At 33.0% G+C, this 17,247-nt stretch carries 13 protein-coding genes; 11 read left to right on the top strand and 2 right to left on the bottom strand.

What is annotated here, in order from left to right; translation table 11 throughout:
• Positions 1–94: 94 nt before the first annotated feature.
• Positions 95–2,389, top strand: coding sequence for a translocation and assembly module lipoprotein TamL (gene tamL / locus ACNQGJ_RS09010; RefSeq protein ID WP_417972528.1), 2,295 nt, complete (start codon positions 95–97; stop codon positions 2,387–2,389).
• A 76-nt stretch (positions 2,390–2,465) separates the two neighbouring features.
• On the opposite strand, the gene ACNQGJ_RS09005 is transcribed toward tamL, so the two are convergent.
• Positions 2,466–4,973: a M14 family zinc carboxypeptidase gene (locus ACNQGJ_RS09005; protein WP_417972529.1), complete on the bottom strand. Its 2,508-nt coding sequence runs from the start codon at positions 4,971–4,973 to the stop codon at positions 2,466–2,468.
• A 450-nt stretch (positions 4,974–5,423) separates the two neighbouring features.
• On the opposite strand from ACNQGJ_RS09005, the gene ACNQGJ_RS09000 reads away from it, so the two are divergent.
• From ACNQGJ_RS09000 to ACNQGJ_RS08985, 4 genes are all read left to right on the top strand, one after another.
• Entirely contained in the window at positions 5,424–6,851 is a 1,428-nt protein-coding gene (locus ACNQGJ_RS09000) for an L-serine ammonia-lyase (RefSeq protein WP_417972530.1), read from the top strand.
• A gap of 85 nt (positions 6,852–6,936) precedes the next feature.
• Complete coding sequence (locus tag ACNQGJ_RS08995) at positions 6,937–7,107, top strand: hypothetical protein (protein WP_417972531.1); 171 nt, start codon at positions 6,937–6,939, stop codon at positions 7,105–7,107.
• 135 nt (positions 7,108–7,242) lie between these two features.
• A complete protein-coding gene (locus ACNQGJ_RS08990; RefSeq protein ID WP_417972532.1) occupies positions 7,243–7,875 on the top strand; it encodes a SatD family protein in 633 nt (210 codons plus the stop codon).
• Between the two features lie 4 nt (positions 7,876–7,879).
• Positions 7,880–8,227, top strand: coding sequence for a hypothetical protein (locus ACNQGJ_RS08985; protein WP_417972533.1), 348 nt, complete (start codon positions 7,880–7,882; stop codon positions 8,225–8,227).
• A gap of 42 nt (positions 8,228–8,269) precedes the next feature.
• Here the strand turns inward: ACNQGJ_RS08985 and ACNQGJ_RS08980 are convergent, their stop codons facing one another.
• On the bottom strand, positions 8,270–8,713 hold the full coding sequence (locus tag ACNQGJ_RS08980) for a Cif family virulence factor (RefSeq protein ID WP_417972534.1): 444 nt from the start codon (positions 8,711–8,713) through the stop codon (positions 8,270–8,272).
• A gap of 102 nt (positions 8,714–8,815) precedes the next feature.
• On the opposite strand from ACNQGJ_RS08980, the gene panB reads away from it, so the two are divergent.
• The 6 genes from panB to ACNQGJ_RS08950 all read left to right on the top strand — a co-directional run bounded on the left by panB (position 8,816) and on the right by ACNQGJ_RS08950 (position 17,168).
• Positions 8,816–9,634, top strand: a complete 819-nt coding sequence (gene panB, locus ACNQGJ_RS08975) for a 3-methyl-2-oxobutanoate hydroxymethyltransferase (RefSeq protein WP_113665547.1) — start codon at positions 8,816–8,818, stop codon at positions 9,632–9,634.
• Positions 9,635–9,727: 93 nt separating this feature from the next.
• Positions 9,728–10,417: an RluA family pseudouridine synthase gene (locus ACNQGJ_RS08970; RefSeq protein WP_417972535.1), complete on the top strand. Its 690-nt coding sequence runs from the start codon at positions 9,728–9,730 to the stop codon at positions 10,415–10,417.
• 161 nt (positions 10,418–10,578) lie between these two features.
• Positions 10,579–11,907 carry an aldehyde dehydrogenase gene (locus ACNQGJ_RS08965; RefSeq protein ID WP_417972536.1) on the top strand — a complete coding sequence of 443 codons (1,329 nt, stop codon included), beginning with the start codon at positions 10,579–10,581 and terminating at the stop codon, positions 11,905–11,907.
• 3 nt (positions 11,908–11,910) lie between these two features.
• The gene (locus tag ACNQGJ_RS08960) at positions 11,911–12,156 is read left to right on the top strand and encodes a nitroreductase family protein (RefSeq protein WP_417980350.1); all 246 of its coding nucleotides are present in this window, start codon (positions 11,911–11,913) and stop codon (positions 12,154–12,156) included.
• A gap of 88 nt (positions 12,157–12,244) precedes the next feature.
• Positions 12,245–13,021: a DUF2189 domain-containing protein gene (locus tag ACNQGJ_RS08955; protein ID WP_417972537.1), complete on the top strand. Its 777-nt coding sequence runs from the start codon at positions 12,245–12,247 to the stop codon at positions 13,019–13,021.
• A gap of 289 nt (positions 13,022–13,310) precedes the next feature.
• Positions 13,311–17,168: a PAS domain S-box protein gene (locus ACNQGJ_RS08950; RefSeq protein ID WP_417972538.1), complete on the top strand. Its 3,858-nt coding sequence runs from the start codon at positions 13,311–13,313 to the stop codon at positions 17,166–17,168.
• The last annotated feature ends 79 nt before the right edge of the window (positions 17,169–17,247 follow it).

Here is a 17,247-nt window from a genome sequence, read left to right as displayed (position 1 = left end):
CCATTTAGAAAAAGAGAAAATTGAATACTGTATTTTTATTAATTAAATTCCCTACAGTACTGGTTTAATTTTTTTTTATTAAATACTAAAATTGATGAACAAGAGCCATTTATTATATCTTCTTATTTTAGGATTGTTAGTTTCCTCTTGCAGCAATACTCGATTTCTGCCCGAAGGCGAGCTGCTCTATACTGGCGCAACAGTAACTGTGGAAGGAAAAGAAGTCTCTAAAAAAGAAAAAAAAGCATTAAAAACGGCATTAAAAGAAATAGTTAGACCAAAGCCAAATTCCTCAATTTTAGGATTAAGACCTAAATTGTATCTTTATAATCTGGCTGGCAAGCCAAAGAAAGAAAAAGGATTGCGGTATTGGTTGCGCACCAAAGTTGGCGAAGCTCCCGTTTTATATAGCCAAGTAGATTTAGAATACAATAAAAATGTTTTACAAAATTTTTCCGAAAACAGTGGTTATTTCAATACTAGATCATCCGCAGATTCAACCCGACATGGAAAAAAAGCGACTGCAGAATATATCGTAAAACCCGGAAAACAATATAAAATTAGAGAAGTAAAATTCCCTACAGATTCCACCATAATTTCGACCGCAGTTCGAGATACCAAAGAAAGAAGTCTGTTAAAAACAGAGATGGGTTATAGTCTTGATGCGATCAAAGAAGAAAGGATTCGTATTGATGCCAGATTAAAAGAAAAAGGATTCTTTTATTTTAATCCTGATTATCTGAAAGTACAAGTCGATACAACTGTTGCAGATCATCAGGTGGATCTTATTGTAAAGGTAAAAGACGAAGCTCCAAAACTGGCTGAGACACCCTACAAAATCAATAAAATTATCGTTTATCCCAACTTTTCAATCGGTTCTGACAGTGTAAAAACCAACTTGGATTCCATCAAAAAATACAATGATTTAACCATTATTGATCGCGAGAATTTATTTAAACCTCGCATTTTTGATCGCGCATTATACTTCAAAAAAAATGATTTATACAACCGTACCAATCATAATTTATCCTTGAATCGTCTAGTAAATCTTGGGACTTTCAAATTCGTGAAAAATCAATTCAAAGTTTCTGATACCACAGGAAACTACCTGGATGCGTATTATTATCTCACACCATTACCTAAAAAATCAATCCGACTGGAATTATTGGCCAAAACAAATTCCGCGAATTATACTGGAACAGAACTCAATTTAAACTGGAGCAATCGAAATACTTTTAGAGGTGCTGAATTGCTTACTATCTCTGCTTTTGGGGGCGTTGAAGTGCAAGTTTCAGGACAAAATAATGGATTTAATGTCTACCGTATTGGAACCGAAGCTAATTTAGTTTGGCCACGATTAGTCGCACCCTTTAAACTAAATTCTCCAAGTGGTTTTGTTCCCAAGACGAAGGCTACGTTAGGATATGAATTCCAGAACAGAACTAAATTATATTCCCTTCAAACTTTCAAAGGTTCATTTGGTTATTTATGGAAAGAAAATGAACGAAAAGAGCATTTATTCAACGTGACGGAGATTACATACGCCAGTCCACAAAATGTTACTGCTTTGTACCAAGAACAAATTCTGAAAAATGAATCCTTGGGGAAAGTCATTGAAAAGCAATTGATTTTTGGACCTACCTATTCTTACACGTATACCAACACGTTACAAAAAAGAAAGAAAAATAATTTTTATTATAAAGGAACTATCGACTTAGCCGGAAATGTGGCAGGATTAGTTTCAGGTGCGAATGTTCAAAAAGGTGATACCATTAAATTATTTGATGTTCCGTTTAGTCAATTTGTCAAAATAGAGAATGATTTTAGACATTATTATAAGTTCAGTCCAGACTCTCAACTGGCAAGCCGAATTATTGTAGGTGCTGGATTTGCTTACGGAAACTCCCGTGAAATGCCATTTATCAAGCAGTTTTTCATTGGTGGAACCAATAGTTTACGAGCCTTTAGAGCACGTTCTATAGGACCTGGAAGTTTTGATGGTGCATCTACTAATACCACTACTTTTTTACCCGATCAATCCGGTGATTTAAAATTAGAATTTAATACAGAGTATCGTGCTAAAATTTACGGATTGGTCAAAGGAGCTTTGTTTATAGATGCCGGAAACATTTGGTTATTACATGAGAATACTGATAAACCCGGAGCCAAATTTTCGAAAAAATTCCTGAATGAAATAGCCGTTGGTGCGGGAGCCGGATTGCGTTTCGATTTCTCGTTTCTGATTCTTAGAACGGATCTCGCCTTCCCTATTCGGAAACCGTATTTACCCGATGGTGATCGTTGGGTTGTAGATCAAATCAATTTTGGGAGCGGTGTTTGGCGAAGAGAAAATTTGATTTTCAACCTGGCAATTGGCTACCCATTTTAAAATAATACAATCTAGAAAAAAAGAGCCCGAAAATTATCGGGCTCTTTTTGTATAATAAGGTGGTCGTACTTTTTATTTAGTCCACTAAGAACAAAGCATTACTAAACAATAGATTTCCGTTTTCCCAAAAACCTCTAAACAAGGGGTTATCAACCATATAAATTACTTCGCCATTTTCTTTTTTGTCCACAGCAAAACTGACGGTATTATTCAATTTCTTTTTGATTTCATTACCAATAAAACCATAACTCTTATAATCTTTAGGCACGTAGACAACATTTGTCGCTTTTTTCAGTAATGAATAATGTCTGTCATCTGTTTTTAGACTGAAATATTTATCTCCCAAACCAAAAGACATCGGGTGTGTTTTATTTAAAAGATTCTCGATGATAGCACCGGGAATCGATTTAGAAATATACCGGCGTTCTGTATCTTGAAAATCTAAGAATCGTTCTTTTAACTCCGCTTCTTGCGCTTCTTTATCGGAACTGAGTTTGTCTTCATCCGTAGCGAAAGGGCTCAGCGCATATCCTTCTTTTCCTTCAAATAAGCTAAGGGCGCTATTCATGGCAATCACTTTTCCACCGTTTTTAACCCATTCTGAGATTTGTTTGTGTTGCTCTTCAGAAAAATTGTAATACCCATCAGGCAATATTAACGTGTTGTAATTGTATAATTTTATTCTTTTAAAATTATCTGCATCCACAACACTTACCGGATATCCAACTGTTTCTTCCAAGTAAAACCATATAGAACCAAATTCAGTAGAACCAACGCCTTTGCCCGAGAGCAAAACAATTTTTGGCGCTTTTAATAAATTAAAATTCTCTCCTCCAACATCTTTAGAATTTGAAGAAAAACCGGTTAAGATATAATTATAATCAGTTTTAATTTTAACCAGTTCAGTAATTGTTTTTTCAAAGTCAACTACTTTAGGATTATCTGTTTTGGTAACCAGCAACCCTCCTGGCTCAACCGTTGTGTCTCCAAAAACAGCTTTTTTCATTGCTGATCTAACCTTAATATTATTTTGGTGCAATACTGATAAAACCTGAGCTGAAATTCGATTATTCCACGGAATATGAAATGCATATACATTTTGAGGAATCGTTTTTTCCGGCACTTCAATAGACAATTTTGTTTTAAGGGTTACACTGTTTTTCAAGGCATAACCTTCAACTCCATATGCCAAAGGCAATGCCCATGAGGTAATATCGTACGATAAACTGTCATTTAATTTTTGGTTTGGTTCAAAAAGTACCTGCGCAAAAACGGCTTTTTGCTGGTCTACTTTTACAATCAAATCATTGGGTTCAATGGTAAAACCTTTCTCGGTTTTTGTATTATAATTGAATCCGGATGCTTTCTGACTGGCATCGGCATAACTGAATGCTACATTATTCTTTTTTAACAAATCAGCCATCTGAACTAACTTCGGATTGTTTTTCATCACATACATTTTATAATTTCCCTTAACCGTTTTTCGGGAATTATTCATAAAACCTCTGAATCCTTTTAACAAAACATCCGCTTGAGATGCCGCCGATTCCACAACCGTCAAAACTGCCGTTGCGTGATGCGTTAATCGGTCTTTTATAGTCAAATTGATACCATTGCTCATTACAACTTCTCTCCCCGCTCCTATTCCTCCTTGTTCCAATGTCATCCCTACAGCTCCGTTGTAAGTAGGATACGTATCGCCATAACTTGGATAAAACAAATCAAAACGCTCTCCGGTATTGTACATCCAGTTTTGAGTATCAAATTTTTTAGAAATATTTTTACCTAAAGTGTAATGAAAATCTTTTTGATACTTTTCAATATATTCGTGCAACGGTTCCGCTGAAGGTGGGAAAAAATACGGAGAATCATATCCCATTTCGTGTACATCCGTATGTACCTGCGGCATCCATTGATTGTACAATGCGATACGCTGTTGGGTTTCGGGTTGCGTTTGCCAAGCCCAGTCTCTGTTTAAATCAAAAATATAATGGTTGTATCTTCCACCTGGCCAAACTTCCATGTGCTCTCTGTCTGATAATTCCGGATGCGTTTTTTTACCTGAAATTTCTCTTAACCAATTCCCGTATCTGGAATATCCATCTGGATTAATGCAAGGATCAAGGATTACAATAGTATTCTCTAACCACTTTTTAGTTTCAGTATTAGAAGGATTTACTAATTCGTATGCCACGGTCATCGCACTTTCGGTTCCGGCAAATTCATTTCCATGAACATTAAAACTCAACCACACAATTAACTTATCGCCAATCATTTGGGATTTATTTTCGGATAAACCAATAGCGGCTAAATTATTGTTTCGTATTTGTTCCAAATTAGCCAAATTCTCCGGACTGGAAATAAAATACACATTCAAATCCCTTTGTTCCGGTGTTACTCCATATTTCTGGTGTGTGATAAAAGTGGACTTTTCCGTGAGGTGCTTGAAATAATTTTCAGTCTGATGGTAATAGCTAATTTGTTTTCCGTAATTGGGTAAAAATTGAGAAGGACTTTGTACTTGCGAATGAAGGCTCAGCACCAAAGTTAGCATTAAATAAAAAGAAAAAACGGCCTTTTGCATATTGTTTCGGGTTAGTTATGCTTCAAAAATAGCCATTTACCAAGTATTGTACAAGCTAAATTTTGGATTAATGAAATACTGATTTCACAAATCCGCTAACTTTTAGTAATTCCTTTTTTGTTGAAGAATAATACAAATACCGCATTATTAATTATTAAATAAACAACCCGTTATTAATAAAAATTTCAATTAATCTTAAATAAAAAAATTGAACCACATAGAAACAAAGAAAAAAAAGTCAGATAGTCCGAATCTTGAGTTCACATAGCTATTTTTTTCTGTAAATAAGTGAAACGCCTTCCATAATTTTAAAATCTCTAATTCTATGTGGTAAAAGATTAAACAAATTGAATTACACCCAACGGGTTAAATAAACAACATTATTCTAATTTTGACTAGTATGATTGCTACATTCTATTATATTTGTAAACAACAAAATTCACACGACAGATGGAAGAATGTATCTCCGTTTTTGACATGCTAAAAATTGGTGTTGGACCTTCCAGTTCACACACACTTGGACCTTGGAGAGCTGCCGAACGCTTTCTTAGCGAATTGAGAAACGAAAATTTAATTCCTGCTGTAAATCGGGTTAAAATAGATTTATACGGTTCCCTTTCTTTGACCGGAAAAGGACATGCCACAGATTTAGCCGTAATGCTGGGTTTGAGCGGACAAGACCCGGAATACATTCCTGTGGAAAATATTGCTGGAATTATTAAATCAATTGAATCTAAAAACGAAATCAATTTAGGAAACGAAAAACTAATTTCTTTTTATTTCCTTCAAGACATTGTTTTCAATAAAAACTTTCTTCCTTTTCATGCCAATGGAATGACTTTTACAGCTTATATGACTGATGATAGTGAATACGTATCTACCTTTTATTCTATTGGTGGCGGATTTGTGGTCAAAGAAGAACGCATCAACGCCAAAAAGAAAATCCAGATAAAATGTGCTTTTCCGTATCCAATTGATAAAGCGGCAGAACTACTGGATTATTGCAAAAAAGAGACTAAATCCATATCGGAAATTGTTTATGAAAACGAGAAATCGATGCGCACCGAAGCAGTTATCGATTATGAATTGATGCGCATCTGGAAGACAATGCTTGAATGCATGTATATAGGTTGTCATTCTGAGGGGATTCTTCCCGGAGGATTGAACGTGCGCCGCCGTGCATTTGATATGCACCAAAACCTCATCGGTTTAGCCAATTATGATTCGCCTCAAACTTGGCTCGAGGAAATTAGAAAAACGGAAGTGAAATTTCGCCAGATCCTGAAATGGGTTTCTTGTTTTGCCCTTGCGGTAAATGAGGTAAACGCAGCATTAGGCCGGGTGGTTACGGCTCCAACAAATGGAAGTGCGGGCGTGATTCCAGCTGTTTTGATGTATTATTTAGTGATTGAAAACCACAATGCTGGAGAAAAGGAAATCAAACAATTCCTTTTGGTTGCCGGAGAAATAGGCAGTATTTTCAAAAAAGGTTCCACAATATCTGCAGCAATGGGCGGTTGTCAGGCCGAAATAGGCGTTTCTTCCTCAATGGCAGCTGCCGCTTTATGCGAATTGATGGGTGGAACTCCCGAACAGGTTTTAGTGGCGGCCGAAATTGCCATGGAACATCACTTAGGATTGACTTGTGATCCTATTGGCGGCTTGGTTCAGATTCCGTGTATTGAACGAAATACAATGGGTGCCATTAAAGCCATTAATGCCGCTGAACTAGCCTTGGAAACCGACCCGAAAAACGCAAAAGTGCCTTTGGACAAAGTAGTGGACACGATGTGGCAAACGGCCAAAGACATGAATAATAAATACAAAGAAACCTCTGAAGGCGGATTAGCCATTGCCGTAAATATGGCAGATTGTTAAATTTAATAACACAAATTTAAATCACGGACAATCGAATATTCACCAATTTATAGTAGATTTAATCTATATTTTTAAACCAAAAAAAATGGAAATCAATTGGATAATTATTGGAATTGTTATCATTTGTGTGCTTATTTTGAATGTATTTCTTATTAGAAAAAATCAAAAGGATAAAAAAAAGTATACCAATTTTTTAAACAATGATTATAAAAAAGCAGATGAAGAAGAGTCAGATTTGAATGACGACACTTATTAATTTGTTCTTTTAAACTTTAAAATTTTTAGAACTTGATTTTGGCTTTCCCTTAAATTTTATTTTTAATTTCACTAATAATGAAATTATATGCTTTATTTCACTATTTTTGAAATAAAATACATAATTTCATTTTTTATGAAACATTACATCTTAATGGCGGATATTATTAATAGTGGAAAAAAGGAGCAAAAACCACTAATGGAAGATTTCAAAAATCTAATAGAAGAGGCGAATGAAATCTACAAAGCGGATATATTATCTCCCTTGACTATCACTTTGGGTGATGAATTTCAAGGCATAATAAAAAACGTAGCTGCATCAATTCAAATTATTCTTACTTTAGAGGAATATAGTATTCACAAGAAATTAAATTTTAAATTACGCTATGTTTTGAATCAAGGTGAAATAGAAACGCCAGTAAATGAAAAGATTGCTTATGAAATGTTAGGAAGCGGTTTAACGGAAGCACGATTGAAACTGAATGATTCGAAATATAAAAAATTTAGATTTAACATTGCAATAGACAATCTATTACAGCAGAGTGTTTTGAATGAAGCTTTCATAATTTTTGAAAATATTACTGACAAATGGTCTTTAAAAAATGACTATGAATTGGCGTCAAATTTCATTCAATTCAAAGACTATAAAATCGTTTCTGAAAAAATGAATAAAACCCGCTCCTTAATTTGGAAAAGAGAAAAAACACTACACATGGAATCCTATTATGCGACAAAAAATATAATTCAAACAATTACGTCAATAAGATAAAAGCATGGCAGTATTTCAATTTGTGGTTTTAGTTCTTTCTACAGAAGTGCTTCTGGGTATATTTTATTATATTATCACGCCAAAATCAATTCGAAAAACTAAAATAATAGATTATAAATCACTTCTTAAAGGAATCGTTGAACGAATCTTTTTATTAGTTTCAATGATTAATAATTATCCACATGCGCTGACTTTATTTGGCGCTTTAAAATTGGCTACACGATTGAAAAGAGACGATGAACAAGATAAAGTAAAGCAATCGCTATACAATGATTTTTATTTGGTGGGGAACTTTATTTCGGTTATGATTGCAATTTTATACGTTTTTCTATATAGAAAATACATTGGGTAAAACGATTATTTGCCTCTACTTTAAACTTATACTCAATCAAAACTACTTTCTTCGAGTATCAATAAGATGTACGATTTTCCATCCCGAGTTATCACGACTATTTTTTTTGAACAGTGTAAAAGCATTCACTCCTTTGTGACTTAATTTTCCATTTACATAAAACTCATAAGGCGTCCAAGCGTGCGCCATACTTCCATCGACTTGTATGGAATAACTCAGAATTTTTTCCTGAATTTTTAATTCGGAAGGAATAGATGCTATCGAATTAAAAAATACTTCTGGTTTTTCATTGGATAATGTAGCGCCTTTAGCATTCTCCGCTATGGATTGTAAAATCATCGTGTCCTCACAAAGAGCCTTTAATTTCAACGTATCTTTGGCATGAAAAGCCTCGAAAAAAGTTTCTACTACTTTTTGAATTTCTTGCTTTTGGGCCTGAGAATTAGCGGATATAATCAATGCGACTATCAATAAAAATTTCTTCATGGTTTCTTGGTTTAATTAATTGGTACTACAAATAACATTACTGTTCCATTTTTGAGTTAAAAATATACATTTTATTACCTTTACAATCTTAAAATAACAAATATGTCTGTCGCTAAAAAAGATTATAAAAGGATTACTACAAAATCACTGATTGAAATGAAAGCCAATGGAGAGAAAATTTCCATGCTTACCGCTTACGATTATACCATGGCAAAAATCGTTGATACAGCCGGAATTGATGTCATTTTAGTAGGTGACTCCGCTTCAAATGTAATGGCCGGTCATGAAACGACTTTGCCTATTACTTTGGATCAAATGATTTATCACGCTTCCTCAGTGGTGAGAGCTATAGAAAGAGCGTTAGTTGTCGTGGATTTGCCTTTTGGAAGTTACCAATCAGATCCAAAAGAAGCCTTGCGTTCTGCCATCCGAATCATGAAAGAAAGTGGTGGACATGCTGTAAAATTAGAAGGCGGTAAAGAAATTAAAGATTCTATCAAGAAAATATTAAATGCAGGAATTCCGGTTATGGGACATCTAGGTTTAACGCCACAATCTATTTATAAATTTGGAACCTATACCGTTCGAGCCAAAGAAGAAGAAGAAGCGCATAAATTAATAGAAGATGCTAAATTGCTGGAAAGACTAGGTTGTTTCGCATTAGTATTAGAAAAAATCCCTGCTCATTTAGCAGAGAAAGTCGCCCAAAGCATTTCGATTCCAGTAATTGGTATTGGTGCCGGAGGCGGTGTTGACGGACAAGTTTTGGTGATTCATGATATGTTAGGAATGAATAATGAATTTAGCCCGCGTTTCTTGAGAAGATACATGAATTTATACGAAGGAATGACAACTGCCATCGGTCAATATGTTGCCGATGTAAAATCAAGTGATTTCCCTAATTCTAATGAACAATATTAAATTAGACTTCTTAGGCTTTCTAAAATAATAGACTTTTTAGATTCACTATTTAAATCGTCTGCTATTCGAGAAATCTAAAAATTTAAAATCCAAATGAAAATAGTTTCGAATAAAAACAACCTTCAAGTTCTTCACGAAGACAATCACCTTATTGTGGTAAACAAGCGTGTAGGCGATATTGTACAAGGCGATAAAACTGGCGACAAACCACTGTCTGATGTGGTAAAAGAATACATCAAAGACAAATACAATAAACCTGGAGAAGTATTTTTAGGTGTGGTACATCGTTTGGATCGTCCTACAACTGGAATAGTTGTTTTTGCTCGGACTAGTAAAGCGTTGACCAGAATGAATGAGTTGTTCAGCAACCGTGAGACTCAAAAAACGTATTGGTGCATTGTCAAAAATAAACCTTTAATGCCTGAAGACAAACTGGTTCATTTTATAAAAAGGAACGAAAAAAACAATACTTCAAAAGCGCATTTAAAAGAAGTTGCTGATAGTAAACTAGCCAGTTTAGATTACAAAATTATTAAGGAACTCAATAACTATTTTGCGCTGGAAATCAATCTTCATACCGGGAGACATCATCAAATCAGGGCGCAACTTTCGGCAATTGGTTCACCAATAAAAGGAGATTTGAAATATGGTTTTGACCGAAGCAATCCTGATGGCGGCATTCATTTGCATGCCCGTAAACTAGTTTTTGTACATCCTATTTCCAAAGAAAATTTAGAAATCATCGCACCAACACCGAATGATGTGATTTGGAATGCAGTCTGATATTACTACTATTTTTTTATTTAAAATACAACAATAAACAAACTTTACAGACTAACAGATTATAAAACAGGAACAATTTTTCCTGTTTTATAATTTTTTTATTTTAAGATATTGAGTTCGTTTAAAATAATAATTATGTAATTTTAAATTAAAATCAACCAATGAAGTATCACACCGAAATAGCTTTTCGAAAAGAGTCTCTTAAAAAATTATTGCACAACATCATAGAGAATGAACAGGCCATTATTAAGGCTTTATACGATGATTTTAAAAAACCTGCTTTTGAATCCGTTTTAACCGAAACAAATTATGTGATTAGTGATTTAAAAGAAACCATAAAGCATATCGATTCTTGGGCTAAACCGAAAAAAGTTTTTGCTTCTCTTTTAAATTTTCCTTCCACAGATTTTATTTATAGTGAACCGTACGGAAATGTCTTGATTCTTTCTCCATGGAATTATCCATTTCAGTTGGCTTTATGCCCACTTATTGCTGCTGTTGCTGCCGGGAATAAAGTAACATTAAAGCCCTCAGAACTTACGTTCCACACGTCGAATATAATTTCCAAAATAATTACGGAAACTTTTGCAGTCAAAGATGTGGTGGTTGTTACGGGAGATGCTGTTATTGCACAGCAATTATTAAATCAACGTTGGGACTATATTTTTTTCACGGGAAGTGTGGCTGTTGGAAAAATAGTGGCAAAGGCTGCAGCCGAAAATCTAACGCCAGTTACACTAGAACTAGGCGGAAAAAGTCCATGCATTGTAGACGAAACCGCTAATTTACAATTAAGTGCCCGACGCATTGTATGGGGAAAAATCCTAAATGCCGGACAAACCTGTGTTGCACCCGATTATATTTTGGTACACCATAAAATAAAAGATACTTTCGTAACATTACTGATCCAAGAAATTGAAAAGGCACTAGGAACAAACCCAGAAGAATCTCAAGATTACGCCAGAATTATTAATTTAAAAAACTGGCAACGACAATTAAGGTTATTGGAAAATCAGACCATACTTTCTGGAGGTCAATCTCGCAAAGAGTCGTTGTACCTCGCTCCTACTTTACTTGACGAACCCAAAATGGATAGTTTAGTGATGAAAGAAGAAATTTTTGGTCCAATACTCCCTATACTTTCTTATGAATCGAAATCAGAAATTGAAAAAATAATTTTAAGCTTTGAAAAACCATTATCGCTGTATTTATTTTCGCAAAATAAATCCTTTATAGATGAAGTACTGCAAAAATATTCTTTTGGCGGTGGTTGCATCAATGATACGGTAATTCATTTAGTCAACAATCGCCTGCCTTTTGGGGGAGTAGGAAATTCCGGAATGGGAGCTTATCATGGAAAATTAAATTTCGATCTTTTTTCGCATAAAAAGGGAATTGTAAAAAAAGGGAATTGGCTGGATTTACAGCTTCGTTATGCGCCATATAGAGACAAATTAAAAACCATTCAGAAGGTTTTAAAATGGTTGTAACCAATACTAAATCAGAACATAAGGTTAAAATATACCAGCGATCCGTCCGTATTTTTAAAAAAGGAAGCTGTTAAAGCAAATAAAAGTCCTGGGCTTGCAACACAGAATTTTAGGATAAACAAGGCAACCATAAATTATGATATGTGCCCAATGGGAGGTTTTGATTCGCTGAGAATTAAAAAAATATTACATTTACCCGCTCGTTCAAATATAAACATGATTTTAGGTCGTGGAATAAAAGAAGAATAAGGCGCTTATAGGAACGCTTTTCAGTTTCTTTTAAAAAGTCTATTTTAAAAAATAAAAAACTAACAAACCAAATAATACCAAAAACCAAATGATTAAAACTACGCAGGACCGAATTTTAGAAATAAGAAAGAACGGATACACATTAGATTTTGAAAATGTTTTCAACCAGGCCTTCGAGAATTACAAAAAAATTGCGCTTTATGGGGGTTTAATAATTTTTGTTTTTTTTGTTCTACTTAGTATTTTGGCATTCGGAGCAGTAATTGCTATTTTTGGAGGTCCTGCAGTTGTAGATTTTTTAAAACCGGAAAATTTAAATCCACAAGAATTTACTTTAAATACATTATTAATTTTCTCTGGAATTTCTATACTAATTTCTTGTTTAATAAGTCCATTAACAGCGGCGCTAATAAAAATGGCATATTGTGCCGAAAGGGACGAGGAATTCCATATTTCAACGATGTTTGAATATTATAGAACTCCTTACTTTAAAGAAATTTTTATAGCTACATTTTGTGTATCCATAATTAGTTCGATACTCTCTGCTGTAATCAATTATACACAAATACCTGCTATTGGTTTTGTTGTTACAATAATTATCGAATTATTTACGGTTTTAATGATTCCGCTTATTATTTTTGGAAAATTGAAAGCTATTGAGGCTTTAGAAACTAGTATTCTAATCGTTTCAAAACAACCGTTGGTTCTATTAGGATTAATTGTTGTAGGAACTATAGGCACATTGGTAGGGCTTATCGGATGCTGCATTGGAATCTTTTTTACCCTTCCCTTTTTGAATTCATTATATTACGCTATTTATAGCGAAATAATAGGATTTGATGTTGCGAATGAAAACACAATCTAAATCCATTTTTTATAGCTAAATCCAAAATTAAAATTTTAATATATTTTGGTTTTTATTTAAAATAAATCCTTACTTTGAAACCAATATCGAGGTAGACTCCCAAATCTAGCCTTTCAAACCTAACCAAAATATTACTATGGTATTGTACTGTAGCCTACTGTCCAATTACAACTTAAATTTAGTTGTATTTTGGGCCACTAACTTTTTTACGACGAATACTCTTTTATGGGTACTAATTGTTGCATTATTTAATTTTCTGGCGTATAAAATTTATTCCATTAAATCTACTTTGAAAAGTAAACTTTTAGAAAAAAAAGTAAAAGCTGCTACTAAAAACAAGGAATATCAACTTTACCTACTTTTTTTAGGTATTATACTCCCATCAATAGAAGTAGTTTTTGAAATTTTTACGATAAGACCTATTAGTCTATTAATACCTAATTGTACTGCTGGCTTTTCTCTAATTTTCCTATATTATGTAAGTACAAAATCTACTATTGTATTTAGATATATCAAACAAATTTTCATTGCACTATTCTTAATCTATTTTTGTTTTATAGCCCGAAACCTAATTTATTCGCCTAGTGATGTTATTCCGATAACTTCTTTTCTTGTTTCTTTTTACTTTGCTTACAATGTCGTACGACCAATAAGAGTATATTGGGTTTTTGTTGCTTCTGTTTTTATCTTCTTGTCGATCGTCTGTGTATTTGAAATTATACCGTTAAAAACAAATATTGCGCTATTTATTTATTCTATTATAATTCTTATTATAAATTACATCCATCATGTATCATTATTAAACATTGATATTGAATTTCGTTTTAATAATCAAATTATTAACAAAGGAAATTCCCTTATTCTAGCAACAAATAAGAAAGGTGAAATTGTTTTTTGCAGCGAAAATGTAGAAACTATTTTAGGCTTTACCGTTGATCAAGTTATGGGACTAGGATATTGGAAAGTAACCCAAGATACTGAATTTTGTGCTGAAGAGTATCATCCTACATTTAAGGTTGACAGAATGTTTACTCGTAAAGTGAAGTGCAAAAACGGTGAATATAAGCACATACAGTGGAATGACAAAAAATTTTCTGACGATTTAATTATTGGTATTGGCCAGGATGTAACCAATGAAATCCATTTGCAGAATCAGTATAAAAATTTGATTCAAAATGCTATTGATCTTATTTTTGAGGTAGATGACAACGGCAGCTTCACATTTGTCAACGAATTTACGATCAAAACTTTAGGCTATACTGATAACGAAATGCTAACGAGGAATTATTTAGATTTCATTCGAAAAGATTACTGTAACAGCATAATGGATTTTTACCAAAACTTATTAAAAAATGAGCAAAACTTTCCCACAATCGAATTTCCATTATTAAAGAAAAACGGAGAAGAAATATGGGTTTCCCAAAAAGTAATCATCAATAGAAATGAGATAGGAAAAATAATAGGATACTCCGGAATTGCCCGAGATATTACTAAATTAAAGGATATTGAATTCGAAAATATAATTCGTCAGAATAAGGTACAAGACTATAATAAAACGATTAAAAAACTATCAACTACAAACTTTAGTAATTATAAAAACCTGGATCTGGGCATAATGCAAATTATTGAATCTGCTTCAAAGGTTACTAAATGCAGTAGAGTTAGTTACTGGAATTATACAGCAGAAAGAATTACTTGTGAAAATTTATATGATTTAGAAAAAAATACCTATAGCAAAGGATATGTTTTAGAAAAGGAAAATTATCCTATTTACTTTGAATCTATAAAAAGTAAAAAACAAATTAGCGCACCAGATGTTTTAGACAAATGGGAATTGTCAGAATTCATACAAACTTATTTTTTAAAATACAACATCAAATCACAACTCGACATACCCATTTTTATTAGTGGAGAATTAACGGGAACCGTCAGTTTTGAAACTTCAAAAAACAAAAGAGATTGGGATAATGACGATATCATTTTTGCAAGAACGATTGCGGATATTATATCACTGACCATAATTTCACACAGCAGGTATGAAGCTGAGATAAAATTAGAGTATAAAAGCGAACTTCTATCCGCAATGGCACTTTGTACCGAGAAATTTTTAAACAGTAAAGATATAAGCGATATTTTCTCGGACGTACTTATAATAATGGGAAAAGCAACAAAATCTCACCGAGCGTATTACTATGAAAATGATGAAAATAAAGGATTAATAAGTCAAAAATACCGATGGATAATCCATAATATAAAACTCTCAGAAAATAATGTAAAGCTTCAAAACTTGCCCATTGCGTATTTTGAAGAGATAATAACAGCACTTTCAAACAATAAAATATATAGAGCCGTACTATCGCAGATTGAAAACATTTCCTTGAGGAATAAATTAATGAACGTAGATGTCGTTTCGTTGATTCTTTTTCCCATTTTTGTGAGAAACAAATTTCATGGATTTTTAGGATTTGACGACACCCAGAATGAACGATTATGGTCAGATGATGAAGTTAATATTTTACAAACTTTAGCCAGTAACATCGCGTCTTCAATTGAACGTATCGCTAACGAAACAGCTATCAATGAAAGTGAAGAAAAGTTTCGCTTATTAGCTAATAATATTCCCGGAACCGTTTATTTATCTAATTATGATGAAAATAACACTAAAATTTACATTAATGATGAAATTGAAAAATTAACAGGACATCCAAAATCGAGTTTTTTAAACGATCAATTGTCTTTCATAGATTTAATTCATCCAGAAGATAAATTAATGACAATTGCAGGACAAAAAAATGCAATTGAGAACAAAAGAGCCATTCACTTAACGTACCGAATTATACATAAAGACAACCGAATTGTTTGGGTGGAAGAGTTTGGAGATACTATTTACAAAGATGGAAAAATTGCTTTTATAGAAGGTATTTTTATTGATATTACGGAGCGAAAACAAACTGAAACTGTAGTACAGCAAAAGGAATTAGCGGAAGCTGCAAATAAAGCAAAATCAGAATTTTTGGCAAATATGAGCCACGAAATAAGAACCCCTTTGAACGGAATTATTGGTTTTACAGATTTATTAATGAACACTAATCTTGGCGTAACCCAAGAAAAATATATCACTACTGTAAATCAATCAGCACATTCATTATTAGATATCATAAATGACATTCTGGATTTCTCAAAAATTGAAGCCGGAAAATTGGATTTATATATTGAGAAATATGATATTGTAGAAATGTTGAGTCAAATTATTGATTTGATATTATACGAATCCAATCATAAAAAATTAAACTTAAAACTGAATATAGCCTCAGATATTCCTAAATATTTTTGGACAGACAGCGTACGTTTAAAACAAATATTGATTAACCTACTTGCCAATGCCGTAAAATTTACAGAAAAGGGTTCTATACAATTAGATGTAATTGTTCTTGAAAAAATAGATGATGCTACAGCTACAATTCGTTTTGCAGTAATTGATACGGGAATTGGAATTTTAGAACAAAATAAAAAGAAAATATTTCAGGCATTTTCTCAGGAGGATAGTTCAACAACGAGAAAATTTGGTGGTACAGGATTGGGTTTAACTATTTCTAATCAATTATTAGGTTTAATGAATAGTCGATTACAACTGGAAAGTGAAATTGACTTCGGTAGCACTTTTTATTTTGATTTGGTTCTAAAAATCAGCAATGAACCCACAGAAAAGGTTACCATATGTAATACTGATTTCGATACTGTTAAAAATATCGCAGTTAAAAAAGACATCAATAGTAAAAAAATCAAAATAATGATTGTTGAAGATAACAAAGTAAATATGTTATTGCTAAAAACAATTATTAAAAACTTAGCTCGAAATACGGTTATTTCTGAAATTACAAATGGCAAAGATGCTGTTGATCAATTGGAAGCGATAAAGCCTGATATTATTTTTATGGATATCCAAATGCCCATCATGAATGGGTATGAAGCTACCCGATTAATTAGAACTTTAAAATATGGTCAAGATATTCCCATCATCGCAATAACTGCCGGTACCGAAAAAGAAGAAAAAGAAAAATGTCTAAAAGCCGGAATGAACGACTATATCGCAAAACCAATTATGAAAGGAATTATTGAAGAAACATTTATAAAATGGCTAAAATAACATCTTAAAAAATTTATAATTATTCTTTTAAATTATTTAATTTTATATTTATAATTGCATTGCTAACTAAAAAATCAAT

It is taken from the genome of Flavobacterium cryophilum (genome assembly GCF_048286555.1).
Lineage (GTDB): Bacteria > Bacteroidota > Bacteroidia > Flavobacteriales > Flavobacteriaceae > Flavobacterium.
This window is presented reverse-complemented; position numbering and strand designations above follow the sequence as displayed.